This window comes from Streptomyces sp. V4I2, from assembly GCF_030817655.1.
Classification (GTDB): Bacteria; Actinomycetota; Actinomycetes; order Streptomycetales; family Streptomycetaceae; genus Streptomyces; species Streptomyces plumbiresistens.
The window spans coordinates 5088708-5102562 of the sequence record NZ_JAUSZM010000003.1 but is presented as its reverse complement, the minus strand read 5'-3'; the positions used below and the strand labels follow the sequence as shown (position 1 = coordinate 5102562).

16 protein-coding genes and 1 pseudogene are annotated in these 13855 nt (G+C 71.7%); 8 read left to right on the top strand and 9 right to left on the bottom strand.

All coding sequences use genetic code 11. The features are described 5' to 3' along the window. The first annotated feature begins 31 nt into the window (after positions 1-31). On the top strand, positions 32-424 hold the full coding sequence (locus QFZ76_RS23990) for a hypothetical protein (protein WP_307680112.1): 393 nt from the start codon (positions 32-34) through the stop codon (positions 422-424). On the opposite strand, the gene QFZ76_RS23985 is transcribed toward QFZ76_RS23990, so the two are convergent. The 3 genes from QFZ76_RS23985 to QFZ76_RS23975 form a co-directional block, all read right to left on the bottom strand. Beyond that, positions 396-1238, bottom strand: a complete 843-nt coding sequence (locus tag QFZ76_RS23985) for an aldo/keto reductase (protein ID WP_307675682.1) — start codon at positions 1236-1238, stop codon at positions 396-398. The genes QFZ76_RS23990 and QFZ76_RS23985 overlap by 29 nt on opposite strands. A 52-nt stretch (positions 1239-1290) precedes the next feature. After that, positions 1291-2223 carry an N-acetylmuramic acid 6-phosphate etherase gene (gene murQ / locus QFZ76_RS23980; protein ID WP_307675681.1) on the bottom strand — a complete coding sequence of 311 codons (933 nt, stop codon included), beginning with the start codon at positions 2221-2223 and terminating at the stop codon, positions 1291-1293. Positions 2224-2335: 112 nt separating this feature from the next. Further along, positions 2336-3223, bottom strand: a complete 888-nt coding sequence (locus tag QFZ76_RS23975; protein ID WP_307675680.1) for a MurR/RpiR family transcriptional regulator — start codon at positions 3221-3223, stop codon at positions 2336-2338. A gap of 55 nt (positions 3224-3278) precedes the next feature. On the opposite strand from QFZ76_RS23975, the gene QFZ76_RS23970 reads away from it, so the two are divergent. After that, entirely contained in the window at positions 3279-3662 is a 384-nt protein-coding gene (locus QFZ76_RS23970; protein WP_266437633.1) for a hypothetical protein, read from the top strand. 7 nt (positions 3663-3669) lie between these two features. Further along, positions 3670-3948 (top strand): DUF4031 domain-containing protein, encoded by a 279-nt coding sequence (locus tag QFZ76_RS23965; RefSeq protein WP_266437635.1) that lies wholly within the window; start codon positions 3670-3672, stop codon positions 3946-3948. 15 nt (positions 3949-3963) lie between these two features. On the opposite strand, the pseudogene QFZ76_RS23960 reads toward QFZ76_RS23965, so the two are convergent. Both QFZ76_RS23960 and QFZ76_RS23955 read right to left on the bottom strand, forming a co-directional pair. Continuing rightward, positions 3964-4452 (bottom strand): annotated as a pseudogene (locus QFZ76_RS23960) (GNAT family N-acetyltransferase); the annotation flags it as partial. Positions 4453-4527: 75 nt separating this feature from the next. Then, a complete protein-coding gene (locus tag QFZ76_RS23955; protein WP_307675679.1) occupies positions 4528-5175 on the bottom strand; it encodes a hypothetical protein in 648 nt (215 codons plus the stop codon). 46 nt (positions 5176-5221) lie between these two features. Here QFZ76_RS23955 and QFZ76_RS23950 point away from each other — a divergent pair, with 46 nt between their 5' ends. The 3 genes from QFZ76_RS23950 to QFZ76_RS23940 all read left to right on the top strand — a co-directional run bounded on the left by QFZ76_RS23950 (position 5222) and on the right by QFZ76_RS23940 (position 8278). Beyond that, complete coding sequence (locus QFZ76_RS23950; RefSeq protein ID WP_307675678.1) at positions 5222-5896, top strand: maleylpyruvate isomerase family mycothiol-dependent enzyme; 675 nt, start codon at positions 5222-5224, stop codon at positions 5894-5896. A 300-nt stretch (positions 5897-6196) separates the two neighbouring features. Continuing rightward, positions 6197-7447 (top strand): GNAT family N-acetyltransferase, encoded by a 1251-nt coding sequence (locus QFZ76_RS23945; RefSeq protein WP_307675677.1) that lies wholly within the window; start codon positions 6197-6199, stop codon positions 7445-7447. Between the two features lie 111 nt (positions 7448-7558). Next, entirely contained in the window at positions 7559-8278 is a 720-nt protein-coding gene (locus QFZ76_RS23940; protein WP_307675676.1) for a copper homeostasis protein CutC, read from the top strand. Between the two features lie 31 nt (positions 8279-8309). Here the strand turns inward: QFZ76_RS23940 and QFZ76_RS23935 are convergent, their stop codons facing one another. Continuing rightward, positions 8310-10373: an ATP-binding domain-containing protein gene (locus QFZ76_RS23935; protein ID WP_307675675.1), complete on the bottom strand. Its 2064-nt coding sequence runs from the start codon at positions 10371-10373 to the stop codon at positions 8310-8312. A 381-nt stretch (positions 10374-10754) separates the two neighbouring features. On the opposite strand from QFZ76_RS23935, the gene QFZ76_RS23930 reads away from it, so the two are divergent. Beyond that, the gene (locus QFZ76_RS23930; protein WP_307675674.1) at positions 10755-10940 is read left to right on the top strand and encodes a hypothetical protein; all 186 of its coding nucleotides are present in this window, start codon (positions 10755-10757) and stop codon (positions 10938-10940) included. A 19-nt stretch (positions 10941-10959) separates the two neighbouring features. Here the strand turns inward: QFZ76_RS23930 and QFZ76_RS23925 are convergent, their stop codons facing one another. After that, positions 10960-12603 carry a DNA repair helicase XPB gene (locus QFZ76_RS23925; protein ID WP_266437656.1) on the bottom strand — a complete coding sequence of 548 codons (1644 nt, stop codon included), beginning with the start codon at positions 12601-12603 and terminating at the stop codon, positions 10960-10962. Between the two features lie 359 nt (positions 12604-12962). Here QFZ76_RS23925 and QFZ76_RS23920 point away from each other — a divergent pair, with 359 nt between their 5' ends. Continuing rightward, on the top strand, positions 12963-13151 hold the full coding sequence (locus tag QFZ76_RS23920) for an ATP-binding protein (protein WP_307680111.1): 189 nt from the start codon (positions 12963-12965) through the stop codon (positions 13149-13151). On the opposite strand, the gene QFZ76_RS23915 is transcribed toward QFZ76_RS23920, so the two are convergent. Both QFZ76_RS23915 and QFZ76_RS23910 read right to left on the bottom strand, forming a co-directional pair. Beyond that, positions 13129-13359, bottom strand: a complete 231-nt coding sequence (locus QFZ76_RS23915; RefSeq protein WP_307675673.1) for a hypothetical protein — start codon at positions 13357-13359, stop codon at positions 13129-13131. The two genes, QFZ76_RS23920 and QFZ76_RS23915, sit on opposite strands and share 23 nt — an antisense overlap. A gap of 232 nt (positions 13360-13591) precedes the next feature. Next, positions 13592-13720: a hypothetical protein gene (locus QFZ76_RS23910; protein ID WP_266437664.1), complete on the bottom strand. Its 129-nt coding sequence runs from the start codon at positions 13718-13720 to the stop codon at positions 13592-13594. Between the last annotated feature and the right edge of the window lie 135 nt (positions 13721-13855).

The following is a 13855-nucleotide window of genomic DNA, read 5'->3' as shown; positions in this document are numbered from 1 at the left end:
GGGAACTCAGCGTGGAGGTAGTGAGATGGCCGTGCGGTCGACCGAAGAAGTCGTGGAGTTGGTGCGGGAGGCCCTCGTGGGCGTCGGTATCGTCCTGCCGTCCCTACGCATCGACCCAGTGACCGGCGCGAGCGACGAGCCGTTCGCCCTCGTCGAGCTCGGGCGCTGCAACGTCCGTACCGCCGAGCGGCTCGCCTCCGTCCTGCGTGGGGAGCGGCCCGCGGTCGGTACACATGTCGTGGACGTGCGGGACGGGCGGCTCGGGGAGGTGATGGGGCATGTCGGTGGGCGGGTGCAGTTGCGGCCCGTCGCCGGCGGGCGGGAGTGGGACTGTCCGCCGGAGTCGACGGGCCCCGCGCTGCAGGAGGAGGTGCTGCGGGCGCGGGTCCGCAGGGTCAACAAGGAGGGGCGGCTGCCCTGTTGAGGCGGTCGTACTGGTCCCGGGTCAGCCGGATGTCCGCCGCCGCCACGTTGTCCTCCAGGTGACCGATGCTCGCCGTCCCCGGAATCGGCACCGTCACCGGCGAGTGGGCGAGCAGCCAGGCCAGGGCGACCTGGGTCGGGGTCGCCTCCAGCTCGGATGCGACCGCCGTGATCTCGGGGTCCTTTTCCGCCGCGCCCGGCGCCACGGGCCGCCACGGCAGGAAGGCGATGTCCGCCGCCTCGCACGCCTTGAGTACCGGCTCGTACTCGCGGTCGAGGACGTTGTAGCGGTTCTGGACGCTCGCGATGTCGACGATCGTGCGGGCCTCGGCCAGCTCCGCGACCGTCACCTCGGACAGGCCGATCCGGCCGATCTTGCCTTCCGAGCGGAGGTCGCCCAGCGCGCCCAGCTGGTCGGCGAGCGGGGTGTCCGGGTCGATGCGGTGGAGTTGGAGGAGTTCGACGCGGTCGGTGCGCAGGCGGCGCAGGGCTTCGTCCACCTGGGTGCGCAGGGAGGCCGGGCGGGCGTCGTAGGACCAGTCGCCCGACTCTGTTCGTACGACGCCGACCTTGGTGGTGACGAGGAGGTCGGCGGGGTAGGGGTGCAGGGCCTCGGCGACGAGCTCCTCGTTGGCTCCCCAGTCGTACAGGTGCGCCGTGTCGATGAGGGTGACGCCCAGTTCGACCGCCCGCCGGAGCAGCGCGACGGACGCGGCGCGGGCGTCCTCCGGTTCGGTCGGCAGTCGCATCGCGCCTAATCCGAGCCGGCGTACCTCCAGGTCTCCGCCGATACGGAACGTGGTCGTGGGCTTCATGTGGTTTCCTCCCCCTGAGCGAACGCCCAAGCTAACAAGGCCAGTTGGCGCATCAGCCAGCAGCCGCCAATGCCGCCCGCAGATGCCCGTCCGACTCCTCCAGAAGGCGGGCCGCCGTCGGGCCGTCGACGTCGGCCAGGATCGTCAGGATGGCGTGCTTCACCTCGCCGTCGGTGGCGGCGAGGGCTCGCTCGATCTCCTCGTCCGCCGCGCCGGTGGCGATCGCGACGATGCGGCGGGAGCGGGCGCGCAGCTTCTCGTTCGAGGCGCGTACGTCGACCATGAGGTTTCCGTAGGTCTTGCCGAGGCGGATCATCGTGATCGTCGACAGCATGTTGAGGACGAGCTTCTGGGCCGTGCCCGCCTTGAGACGGGTGGAGCCGGTGAGGAGCTCGGGGCCGACGACGATCTCGATGCCGTGCTCGGCGGCCGCCGCGAGCGCGCTGTCCGCGTTGCAGGCCAGGCCGATGGTCAACGCGCCCTGCTCGCGGGCGTGTTCGACCGCGCCGATGGCGTACGGGGTGCGGCCGGAGGCGGAGACGCCGACCACCGTGTCGGCCGGGGTCAGCGCGAGGGCGTCGAGGTCGGCGCGGGCCAGTTCCGCCGAGTCCTCGGCCCCCTCGACCGAGGTGACCATGGCTTCCCGGCCGCCCGCGATGAGGCCCACGACCTGGGACGGGTCCGTGTTGAAGGTCGGCGGACACTCGGACGCGTCCAGCACGCCGAGTCGTCCGGCGGTTCCGGCGCCGGCGTAGATCAGCCGGCCGCCGCGACTCATCCGCTCGGCGACGGCGTCGATCGCGGCGGCGATCTGAGGAAGCCGCCGGGTGACCGCGTCCGGCACGGAGGCGTCCTCGACGTTCATGAGGCGGGCGATGTCGAGGGTGGGCAGCCGGTCGATGTCTGCGAGTTCGGGGCGGAAGGCCTCGGTGGTGAGGGATTCCAACTGGGCCTGGAGATCACCGGGATCGGAGGTCGAGGTCATGGTGGGAGTCGGCTCTTTCCGATGTGCGGGATGTGCGGGATGTGCGGGATGTGCAGGATGCTCACGGTGTGCATGCTGTGCATGCTGTGCATGGTGTGCGGGGTGATCGGGTCTATCGCCGGTGCCGGTGCGCCAGCGCCTCGTAGGAAGCCGCGAGTGCCGGCCCCGCCGTGTCGTACGTCTGCTGCGCGACCCCGACGAACAGACAGTCCACCACCAGCAGTTGGCTGGTACGGGAGGACATGGCCGCCGGCCGTAGCTCACTCTCCCGCGCGGTGGACGTCGTCAGCACATGGTCGGCGTACTGCGTGACGGGTCCGTCGGGCCGGCCGGTGATCGCCACCGTCGTCGCCCCGTGCTCGAAGGCGACCCGCAGCGGCTCGATGACGTCGCCGGTCGAGCCCGAGTGCGTGATCGCTATCGCCACGTCCCCCGCCCGCAGCTGCACCGCGTTCGTGACGGCGAGGTGCGGATCGCTGTGGGCGTGGGCCATCAGCCCTATCCGCAGCAGCTTCTGGGTGAGGTCCTGGGCGACCAGCCCGCTCGCCCCGATGCCGTACACGTCCGTCCGCCGCGCCCCGGCCAGTGCGGACACCGCCGCCGCGAGCTGCACGGTGTCCAGGCCGGCCGCCGTGTCGGCGAGGGTCTGCTGCTCGTCGTACGCGAGTTTCGTCACGACGTCGGCGATCGGGTCGTCCACCGCTATGTCCGTCGTGATGGCGGGCGCGCGGCCGGAGGCCTGCTGGGCGGCGAGGCCGGCGAGGGCGAGGCGCAGGTCGCGGTAGCCGGGGTAGCCCAGGATGCGGGCGGTGCGTACGACGGTCGCCTCGCTGGTGCCGGTGAGTTCGGCGAGGCCGGTGACCGTGAGGGCGGCGCAGCCGGCGGGGTCCTTCGCGACGGCCTCGGCGACGCGCTGCATGGAACGGGTCATCGAGGGGGCGAGGGTGCGCACCTTGGCGGCGAGGCTGTTGCCGAAAATTTCCTTCACGTTCTGGGTCACATATGAAAGATATTTTCGGCTCGGTGTTGTGGTCAAGAGTGCGCACAATGGGTGCATGGACCCCATCAGCCCCCTGGAACAGGCGTTGCACGCGGCACGCGCCCTCGTGCTCGCCGACCTCGCCGCGGGCGAGGTGGCCGCCGCGGACGTGGTGTCGATGGTCGAGGACTCCGTCGTGCAGCGGCGCTGGTGGGTCGAGCAGTGGCCGGACGGCGTGGCATTCGTGGCCGGACTGGTCGCCCAGGACGTCCAGGACTCGCTGCTCGAGCGGTACGGCCGCTGGCCGCTGTGCCCGGTGTGCGGCACCGGCGACCCGCACGCGCTGGAGGTCGAGCCGGAACTCGGGCCCGACCCGCACTGGGTCTGCCACAAGGCGGGCGTGAAGGTGGCCGCGGTGGGGGCGCTCGGGTCGGCGACCGGCGGGGCGTCGTCCTCGTGAGGCTCTCGTGACGGTGTACATCGACCCGCCCACCTGGCCGGGCCACGGGCGCATGTGGTCCCACCTCGTCAGCGATGTCTCGTTCGCCGAACTGCACGCCTTCGCCGACGAGTTGGGCGTGCCCCGGCGGGCCTTCGAGCGCGACCACTACGACATTCCCTCGCACCGGTACGCGGACGTGGTGGCCGCGGGAGCGGTGGAGGTCAGCAGCCGTGAGGTGGTGCGGCTGCTGCACGGGGCGGGGCTGCGGAGGCCGAAGGGGCGGGAGCAGCCGCGCAGTTCGTAGCCCGAAACGGCGGGGTCAGCCGCGCAGTTCGTAGGCGTGCAGCCCCTCTTCGTCGAGGTCGTCGTTCACCTGTACGAAGCCGGCGCGGGCGATCACCGCCGGGGAGGGGGTGTTGTTCGGCTCGATGGTCGCGAACAGGGCCCGTACCTCGTCCCGGGCCAGCGCCCACGCGCACAGCGTGCGCAGCGCCTCGGTGGCGTAGCCGTTGCCGCGGGCGCCCGCCACCAGGTCGTAGCCGACCTCCGCCGTGCCCTCCTCGTCCGGGGCGCCGTGGAAGCCCATGCCGCCGATCGCGCGGCCGTCCTCCCGGCGTACAAGGACGTAGAGGCCGAACTCCGGGCGGTACACGCCCGCTTCGTAGGCCTTCAGCATCATCCCCGCGGCCTCCAGCGTGCCCTCGTAGGGCCCGCCCTCCAGCCAGTCGAAGCCTCCGTCGCCGCCCGCGCACAGGTCCGCGGCGGCCGCGGGCGGGACGCCGTGCAGGGTGAGGCGTTCGGCGGGGATGCGTATGGGGGCGTCGCCCACGGAGTGTGATCCTTCCGGCAGAGGTCCGGGCCTATGACGCTACTCCGGCCGGGCTCACGACGTGAGCAGATCCAGCTCGGCGGCAAGGTTGTAGCGGGCCGTCGCCTCCCACTCCGCCTCCCCGTACGGCGTCCTGAACAGCCGGGGCAGGGCGAGGAGTTGGCGCAGGATCGCGGCGCGGCCCTCGCGGAAGGCGTCCGGCGGGACGAAGCCGTACTCCTCGCGGACTGCGGCCGTGTACGCGGCGTAGGCCGATGGCGGCGCGGCGAGGATCGCCAGGTCCGAGTCGCAGAGGACCTGGCCGTCGGGGTCGTCGTCGGCCGGGTCGTGGGTGGTGGTGAGGCGGACCAGACGGGCGACCTCGGCGGTCTTCTCCGCCGCGAGCCCCGCCTCGGGGAGGGCGCGTTCGGCGAGGCTGGCCGAGCGTTCCTCGTTCTCGGAGCGGTCGGGCAGGTAGACCGCGTCGTGGAACCAGGCGGCGAGGCGTACGACGTCCGGGTCGGCGGCGTGCTTCTCCAGTACGTCGACGTGGTCGAGGACCGCGGTGAGGTGGGCCAGCGTGTGGTAGCGGCGCTGCGGCTCCTGCCAGCGGGCCAGCAGGTTGTCGGCGTACGGGGCCGGGTCGGGGCCGGTGGTGTCGTGGCCCCGGGCTCCTTCCAGGGCACGGACGAAACGGGTGCGCAGGGCGTCGGGATCGGCCATGTGCCCATTCTCCCCTCGACCGCTATCGGCCCCTAGCGTGGGACCCATGACTTCTGCGACTTCTGACGACGAACGCGACCCCGAACTGCCCGGCCGGATTCTGACCACCGAACGGGACGCCCTCGTGCCGCTGCTGCGGGCCCGGCCGGACGCGGACTTCACGCTGCCGGCCGCCGCGTGTCCGGGCTGGACCGTGCGGGACGTGCTCGCGCACTGTTCGGCCGCGCTGATGCGGGTGGTGGAGAGCAGGTACGAGAAGGACGTCTTCTCGCCCGAGTCGAACGACCGGGACATCGCCGAGCGGGCCGAGTGGCCGAACCAGCAGGTCGTGGACGAGCTGGAGCGGGGGATGACGGAGGCGGGACCCGTGATCGCCGGGGCGGGCGGGGTGCTGGACGTGATCGCGCTGGGCGAGTGGGTGCACGCCGGTGACGTGCTCGAAGCGCTCGGCGAGCCGGGGGCGTACGAGGGACCGGGGCTGCCGGACGCGCTGGCACTGCTGGTCCGTCTCACCCGGGAGCGCGACCACGTGCCGCTCCACGCCGACCTCGACGACGTCGACGAGCCGCTGCGGCTGGGCGGGGTTCCCGGGGGGCGGCCCCCGGCGCGGTACATCGGCGACGCCGCCACCCTCGTACGGCTGTATGCGGGGCGTTCGGCGGCGGGGGTGTCGTACGAGCTGGCGGGGGCGAAGGAGGAGGAGCTGAACATCTTCGGGTGATCGGGGCCCCGTGGTGGCGGCCCCGGAGTCCTGGCTCAGGCACCGGCCGCAAGGCGGTCGCGGAGGCTCGGCGGTCGGCGGTCGGCGGTCGGCGGTCGGCAGGCTGCGGGCTGCGGGTAGGGGCGAGGGTCCTGTGCACTACGCCAACGGAAACGCCGACCGCTGCGGCGATCTCGTGGCTGTGCTGTGACCGGCCGCGGGCCCGGCCGTAATTCGCTTGCCCTGGCCACGGGTCAACGCATGCACTGTGGCCGGACATCACGAGTCGTGGTGCCGGTATTCGAGGAGGCAGCGGCGCCAATGGAGATTCGTCCCACGACCGATGAGGACCTTGACGTCTTCGTCGACACGGTCCATGCCGCGTTCGGGCACTTTCGGGAAACTCCCGTCGAGGGCGGCGGTCTTTGGTGGTCGGCGCTCGAAACGGACCGCTGCCTGCTCGCTTTGACGGCGGACGGGCGGCCCGTCGGCACCGCCGCCGCGCACTCCTTCGAGCTCACCCTGCCCGGTGAGACCTTCGTCCCGGCCGCCGGGGTGACCGCCGTCGGCGTCCTGCCCTCGCACCGGCGCCAGGGCGTGCTCAGCGCGATGATGCGGCATCAGCTCGCCGAGGTGCGGGCCCGCGGGGAGTTCCTCTCCGTGCTGCTGTCCTCCGAGGCCACGATCTACGGCAGGTTCGGCTACGGACCGGCGACCTACACGGCGCGGCTGACGGTGCCGCGCCACAAGGCCGCCCTCGCCGTTCCCCGGGCACGCGGAGGGGCCGACACGCCGACGACCGGCTCGGACACCGGCTCGGACAGCTCGGACACCGGCTCGGTCGAGGTGCTGCGTCGTGCCGAGTGCGGCGAGATCCTGGAAGAGGTCTACGACCGGTATCGCCGCGCCCAGCCCGGCGCGCTGTCCCGGCCGCACCGCTGGTGGGCCTTGCGCGCGGGACAGCCCCCGATCTCGCCGGCGCTGCGCTATGTCGCCGTTCACCGTGACACCGAGGGCGTCCCGGACGGGTACGCCAGCTACTCGATCGAGTCCGGCACCCTGACGGTCGACGAGACCATCACCACCGACGACGCCGTCTTCACGGCCCTGGCCCGGTTCGCACTCGGACACGACCTGGTCTCTCAGATCGTGTTCCAGCACGTCCCGCCCGAGCATCCGCTGCGCTGGCAGCTCGCGGACTTCCGCGCCGGCGAGGTGAGCGGCGCCATGGACTGGCTCTGGGTGCGGCTGCTGGACGTCCCGGGTGCGCTGACGGCGCGCGGCTGGTTCATGGACGGCGAGCTCGTCCTCGACGTCGAGGACCCGTTCCTCGGCGAGCACGGCCGCTACCTGCTGACCGTCCGGGACGGCAAGGCCGACTGCGTCCCGACGGACCGGGAACCCGACCTGTCCCTGGACATCAGCGACCTGGGCTCGGTCTACCTCGGCGGCACCGCCCCGAGCACGCTGGTGCGTGCCGGACACATCCGGGCCCACCGCCCGGGTGCGGCCACCCTCGCTGACGCCCTCTTCCGCGCCGAGCGTTCCCCGCACTGCCTGCACTGGTTCTGACCGCGCGCCCGCCGGCCCCTTCCAGGCGTACTCTTGGATTGGACTAGACCTGTAGCCAGTCCTGCAGCGAGTCCTGTAGCCAGTCCTGTAGCCGCCGAAGAATGGGGTCCCATGAGCAAGCGTGCAGTCCTGGAGGTGATCGCCCTCGGTGTCGAGGACGCGGTCGCCGCCCAGGCCGGAGGCGCGGACCGGCTTGAGCTGGTCACCGACATCGCGGCCGACGGGCTGACCCCGTCGGCCGGCACGGTCGCCGGGATCCGGGCCGCCGTCGACATCTCGCTGCGCGTGATGCTGCGCCCCGCGGACGGGTTCGCGGCGGGAGCCGCCGAGGACGTCGACCGGCTGGTGCGAGTTGCCGGGGAGCTGCGGGCCGCGGGCGCCGAGGAGTTCGTGCTCGGGTTCCTCGACGCCGACGGCGGAGTGGACCTCGCCACCGTGGAGCGCCTGGCCGGCGAGCTGGACGGCTGCCGGTGGACCTTCCACCGCGCCATCGACCACTGCGCCGACCGGGACGCCCTGCGCAAACAGCTGGACGGTCTGCCCGGCCTCGACACCATCCTCACCGCCGGTTCGGCGGCCGGCGTGGACGACGGACTCCCCACACTGCTCGCCGAGGCGGGGCGCAGGCGGAGCGGGGAGCCGGGCTACGAGCAGCGGATCCTGGTCGGCGGCGGTCTGCGCCTGGACCACGTGCCTACGCTCCGGGCCGCCGGGATCGACGCCTTCCACATCGGCGGCGCCGCCCGGCCGGACGGCTGGGAGCGGCCGGTGTCGGTGGCGGCTGTCGCGGAGTGGCGGCGGGTGCTGGACGCGGAGGGCGTCCTCAGCTGAGGAGGCCGAGCTCAGCCGAGCTCAGCCGAGCTCAGCCGAGCTGCGGCGGCAGCGGTGCCGCGTGCGTCACGATCAGGCCCGACACCGCTCGGGTCAGGGCCACGTACAGGCGCCGAAGGCCGGTGCGTTCGTCGGGTTCGCCGTCGACCACGGCCTGGGGTTCGTCGAGGACGACGTAGTCGTACTCCAGGCCCTTGGCGAGGGAGGCGGGGACGAGGGTGAGGCGGGTCTCGCGTGTCGTCTCCTCGCCGGGGGCCAGGTGCCCGATCCCGGCCGCCGTGAGTGCCTCCGCCAGCGCCGGGACGCGGGCGTCGGCGGCGATCAGGCCGGTGGAGCCCTCGTTGCGCAGCAACTCCTCGCAGGCGGCGACCACTTCGCCTGTGCCGTCGATCCGGCGGACGTCGAAGAAGCCCGGGTTCTCGCGGACCGACGCGACCGGGGTCAGGCTCGGGGCGATGTGCGGGAGGAGGCGGGAGGCGTAGGTGATGACGTCGGTCGGTACGCGGAAACCGGCCGTCAGCTCCTCGATCACGCCGTCCGGCTTGCCGAGGTGCGCGAGGGCCTCGTCCCAACTCCGGGTCGCCCAGGGGGTGGTGCCCTGCGCGAGGTCGCCCAGGACGGTGGCCGAGCCGGTCGTGCAGCGGCGGCCGACGGCCCGGTACTGCATGGGGGACAGATCCTGCGCCTCGTCCAGGACGACATGGCCGAGGGAGTGCGTGCGCTGGACGAGGTCGTTGGCCTCGTCGATCAACACCGCGTCCGCGGGCGCCCACTTGGCGGACTTCACGCTGCGGACCGGCTTCGCCCACAGGATCGTCTTCTGCTCGTCCTCGGTCAGGATCCCCTCCGCGTGTACGGCGAGGAAGTCCGCGTCCGTGAGCAGCCGCAGGACGAGTTTCGCCGGGTCGACGGGCGGCCAGACCTGCTTGACGGCCGCTTTCACGGCCGCGTTGCGGGCCACCGCGTCCTGCACCCGGTCGTCCGGGGCCTCGCCGGAGCGTTCCATCTGGACCAGCACCGCGTGTGCGATGCGCTGCGGGAGGGCATCGCGCGCGGCACCGTAGCGGATGTTCCGGTCGAGCAACTCACGGACGATGTCCTCTAGTTCGTACGCCGGGACCCGCCAGCGGCGTGAGCCGCGCACGACGACGACCGGCTCGGTCGGCATGGTCACGTGCGAGTAGACGGCCCTGCGCAGTACCTCCGCCATCCTCGCGTCGCCCTTGATGACCGCGGCCGCCGCATCGTCCGTACCCCGCACCTCCGCGTTCCCGGAGACCAGGTCGTCGACGGTGGCCTGCTGGACCGCCAACTCACCGAGGGCCGGGAGTACTTGCTCGATGTAGTGCAGGAAGGACCTGTTCGGTCCGATGACGAGGGTGCCGGTGCGGGCGAGCCGGTCCCGGTGGGCGTAGAGGAGGTACGCGACCCGGTGCAGGCCGACGGCCGTCTTTCCGGTCCCCGGCCCTCCCTGCACGCACACCGTGCCGCCCAGCCCGGCGCGCACGATCTCGTCCTGCTCGGGCTGGATGGTCGCCACGATGTCGCGCATCGGGCCCACACGCGGGCGCTCGATCTCCTGCTGGAGCAGCTTGCTGGTGGCCGCCGCCTCCGCGGGGTCGGACAGGTGCTCGTCCTCGTACGCCGTCAGGTCGCCGCCGGTGTAGCCGAAGCGGCGGCGCAGCGCGATGTCCATCGGGTTCTTCTTGGACGCCCGGTAGAAGGGCTGGGACACCGGTGCGCGCCAGTCGATGACCATCGGGTCGCCGTCGTGGTCGTGCACGTGCCGGCGCCCGATGTAGAAGCGCTCGCCCTCCGCCCCCTCGGCCGTCTCGGCGCCGGGAGCGTGCAGGTAGTCGAGCCGGCCGAAGAACAGCGGGGTGTGGCTGAGGTCGGCGAGTGCCTTGATGCGCTCGCCGATCTGGCGCTCCAGGATCTGGGCGTTGACCCAGTTCGCGGTGACGTCGCTGATGTCGAGGGACTCGGCGTCCTCGCGCATCGCGCGCAGGGCGGCGCGGGACTCGGCGAGATGGGAGCGTTCGCGGGCGAGGGGGTCGTCGACGCGCGTGGGCGGGGTCGTGGACGGGCTGGACAAGGCGGTGCCTCCGGAAGGACCTGCTGGAGAGGTGGCTGAGTCGCTTCGCAGCTTCGGGATGCCGACCGGTTTCCGTCCGGCCGACGGCACTCCGTGGGGAGGCGGGCAAGAGCGGAGATTGTAGGTGAGCGGTGCGTCCGGGAGCGAATGGTTTTCCGCACCCCTGAGCGATTGGCTTTGGCCGCCTTCTGAGCGGATGGCTTTGGCGGCCCCCTGAGCGAGTGGCCTTGGCCGCCCCCTGAGCGAGTGTCTCCCCGACCCCTAGGGGACGCCCCCTCCCCCCTGAGGGTGGCTGCTCGCCCCGAAGTACTACGCGCCGACCATCCAGGTTCGCCCCGCAGACCGATGCCGTCCTTATGCCCGGAAAGCCACCATGGAGACATGAGCGCAGCAACCGTCACCCCAGTCCAGCGCCCGCCCCGCCCGGCCGGCGCCACCTCCGTCCTCGGCAGCCACCGTCACGTCCTCGGCGACGCCCTGCGTGCCGTGAGGGTGTTCGCGGGCGCCGCCCTGGACGTCGTCATCCTCGGGGAGTACGCCGAGGAGGCGGGCGTCCGCCGCAAGTAACGGCCCGCCTCCTGGGCGTTCAGCTGTCCGCGAGCAGCTCGTCCGCGTCCACGATCCGGTAGGCGTAGCCCTGTTCCGCCAGGAACCGCTGCCGGTGCGCGGCGAAGTCCTGGTCGATGGTGTCCCGGGCGACCACGGAGTAGAAGTGGGCCTGGTGACCGTCCGCCTTCGGCCGCAGCACCCGTCCCAGCCGCTGCGCCTCCTCCTGCCGTGACCCGAAGGTCCCCGACACCTGGATGGCGACCGTCGCCTCGGGCAGGTCGATGGAGAAGTTCGCCACCTTCGACACCACGAGCACACTGATCTCGCCCTGCCGGAAGGCCTCGAAGAGCTTCTCGCGCTGCGCGTTGGAGGTCTCGCCCTTGATCACGGGCGCGTCGAGGTGTTCTCCCAGCTCGTCGAGCTGGTCGATGTACTGCCCGATGACGAGGATCTGCTGCCCGGCGAACCGCCGCACGATCGCCTCCGTCACCTTCCGCTTCGTCGCGGTCGTCGCGCAGAAGCGGTACTTCTCCTCGGTCTCGGCGGTGGCGTACGCGAGCCGCTCGGCATCCGTGAGGTTCACCCGCACCTCCACACAGTCCGCGGGCGCGATGTACCCCTGCGCCTCGATCTCCTTCCACGGCGCGTCGAACCGCTTCGGCCCGATGAGCGAGAAGACGTCGGACTCCCGCCCGTCCTCCCGCACGAGCGTCGCCGTCAGCCCCAGCCGCCGCCGGGCCTGCAGATCCGCCGTGAACTTGAAGACCGGCGCCGGCAGCAGATGCACCTCGTCGTAGAGGATCAGCCCCCAGTCCCGGGAGTCGAACAGCTCCAGGTGCTGGTAGACACCCTTCCGCTTGGTCGTCAGCACCTGGTACGTGGCGATGGTGACGGGCCGGATCTCCTTCTTCGTCCCGCTGTACTCGCCGATCTCCTCCTCGGTCAGCGAGGTCCGCTTCACCAGCTCGTGCTTCCACTGCCGGGCGGAGACGGTGTTCGTGACGAGGATCAGCGTGGTCGACTTCGCCTGGGCCATGGACCCGGCCCCGACCAGCGTCTTTCCGGCACCACAGGGGAGTACGACGACCCCCGACCCGCCGTGCCAGAAGTTCTCCACGGCCTGCTTCTGGTACGGGCGCAGCGCCCACCCGTCCTCGTGCAGCTCGATCGGATGCGCCTCGCCGTCGACGTACCCGGCGAGATCCTCGGCCGGCCAGCCCAGCTTCAGCAGCGTCTGCTTGATCTGCCCGCGCTCGGAGGGGTGCACGGCGACGGTGTCGGGGTCGATGCGGTTGCCGACCAGCGGGGCGACCCGCTTCGAGCGCAGGACCTCCTCGAGCACCGGCCGGTCGGTGGAGGTGAGGACCAGTCCGTGCGCCGGGTGCTTGGACAGGGTCAGGCGGCCGTACCGGTCCATCGTCTCCGCGATGTCCACGAGCAGCGCGTGCGGCACCGGGTATCTGCTGAACTCGACCAGCGCGTCCACGACCTGCTCGGCGTCGTGCCCGGCGGCCCGCGCGTTCCACAGCCCGAGGGGTGTCACCCGGTAGGTGTGGATGTGCTCCGGCGCCCGCTCCAGCTCCGCGAACGGCGCGATGACCCGACGGCACTCGTCCGCCCGCTCGTGGTCGACTTCGAGCAGCAGAGTCTTGTCCGACTGGACGATGAGTGGACCATTCACGCGCGGCACCCTTTCCGTAAGGCCAGAGGTCACGGCCAAACGTCCAGTGTGCCTGATCGTCGTGACCTGCCGCGTTCCTCTCCTACAGGATGTCTATTCACTCCGGCGAGTGCACGGATTGAGCCGGACGGCCGTGGCCTCCGAAGAATGGCTGACCATGCGGCCCTTACCCCCCACTCTGTCCCCGTCCTCGTCCCCGTCCCCGCCCACGCTCGGATACGTCCTGTTCGCGACCCGCTGGCTGCAGGCTCCGCTCTACTTCGGTCTCGTCGTCGTCCAGGGCGTGTACGTCTACAAGTTCTTCAACGAACTGTGGACCTTACCCCTTCGACGCGGAGACCTCCGCTCTCTTCTTCCGGCTGGTCGCGCACCGCTACGAGCGGGCCTCGCTGATCGTGACCGGTGACCGCCCGCTCGGCCGCTGGAACGAGATCTTCGGCCCGTCCGCGCCGGCGATGGTGGACCGCCTGGCCCACCACGCCGACGTCGTGCGGATCGAAGGGGACAGCTACCGGATGCGGCGGGCTACTTCAGCGTGGGCAGACTGACGTTCTGGATCAGCGGTCCCTCGACGGTCAGCCCCTCGCCGATCAGGGACTCCGGGGCCGCGACGGGGAGTGGCAGCGGCAGCGGCAGCGCGGTCGCGGCCGTGGCCTCGGGAGCGAGCGCGCCGAGCAGCGCGGCGGCGGAGAACACCGCGGTGACGGAGACGGCGACGGCGGTGGCGCGGGTGGGGGCAGGGAGCTTGGAACGCATGGGGACTGGCCGGCCTTTCACATACGGACGGGGATGGGTTCGGGACAGGGACAGGGACAGGGACAGGGACAGGGACAGGGACAGGGACAGGGACAGGGACAGGGACAGGGACAGGGACAGGGACAGGGACAGGGATGGGGACGGGGACGGGGATGAGGATGGGGATGGGGATGGGGATGGGCGGGCCGGCCCGGGGAACGTCCGGCCGGCCCGGTGGGCGAGCGGAGGCGCGTCAGATCTGCGGGGTCTCGATGACCAGTCCGGCGACATCGATGCCGATGGCGGCGGCCTGGGTGGCGAAGGCGCCGATCATCAGGGCGGTGGCGGTCAGCACGGCGGCGACACGACGGGCAGCACGCATGGGGGGGACTCCCTTTTCCGTTGCACTCGCCCGGGCTGCCTGCGGGGCGGCCCGGGCTCTGATCAGGACATCCGGTGGCTGCCCGGCGGCTCGCGCCGGAATGCGGGAGGCCGCGAAAGCTCCCTCATGGGTGGG

Coding starts and splice junctions, on each gene's coding strand:
- QFZ76_RS23985 (WP_307675682.1), bottom strand. CDS start 1,238: ATGAAGCCCACGACCACGTTCCGTATCGGCGGAGACCTGGAGGTACGC.
- murQ (WP_307675681.1), bottom strand. CDS start 2,223: ATGACCTCGACCTCCGATCCCGGTGATCTCCAGGCCCAGTTGGAATCC.
- QFZ76_RS23970 (WP_266437633.1), top strand. CDS start 3,279: ATGGACCCCATCAGCCCCCTGGAACAGGCGTTGCACGCGGCACGCGCC.
- QFZ76_RS23955 (WP_307675679.1), bottom strand. CDS start 5,175: ATGGCCGATCCCGACGCCCTGCGCACCCGTTTCGTCCGTGCCCTGGAA.
- QFZ76_RS23950 (WP_307675678.1), top strand. CDS start 5,222: ATGACTTCTGCGACTTCTGACGACGAACGCGACCCCGAACTGCCCGGC.
- QFZ76_RS23945 (WP_307675677.1), top strand. CDS start 6,197: ATGGAGATTCGTCCCACGACCGATGAGGACCTTGACGTCTTCGTCGAC.
- QFZ76_RS23940 (WP_307675676.1), top strand. CDS start 7,559: ATGAGCAAGCGTGCAGTCCTGGAGGTGATCGCCCTCGGTGTCGAGGAC.
- QFZ76_RS23930 (WP_307675674.1), top strand. CDS start 10,755: ATGAGCGCAGCAACCGTCACCCCAGTCCAGCGCCCGCCCCGCCCGGCC.
- QFZ76_RS23915 (WP_307675673.1), bottom strand. CDS start 13,359: ATGCGTTCCAAGCTCCCTGCCCCCACCCGCGCCACCGCCGTCGCCGTC.
- QFZ76_RS23910 (WP_266437664.1), bottom strand. CDS start 13,720: ATGCGTGCTGCCCGTCGTGTCGCCGCCGTGCTGACCGCCACCGCCCTG.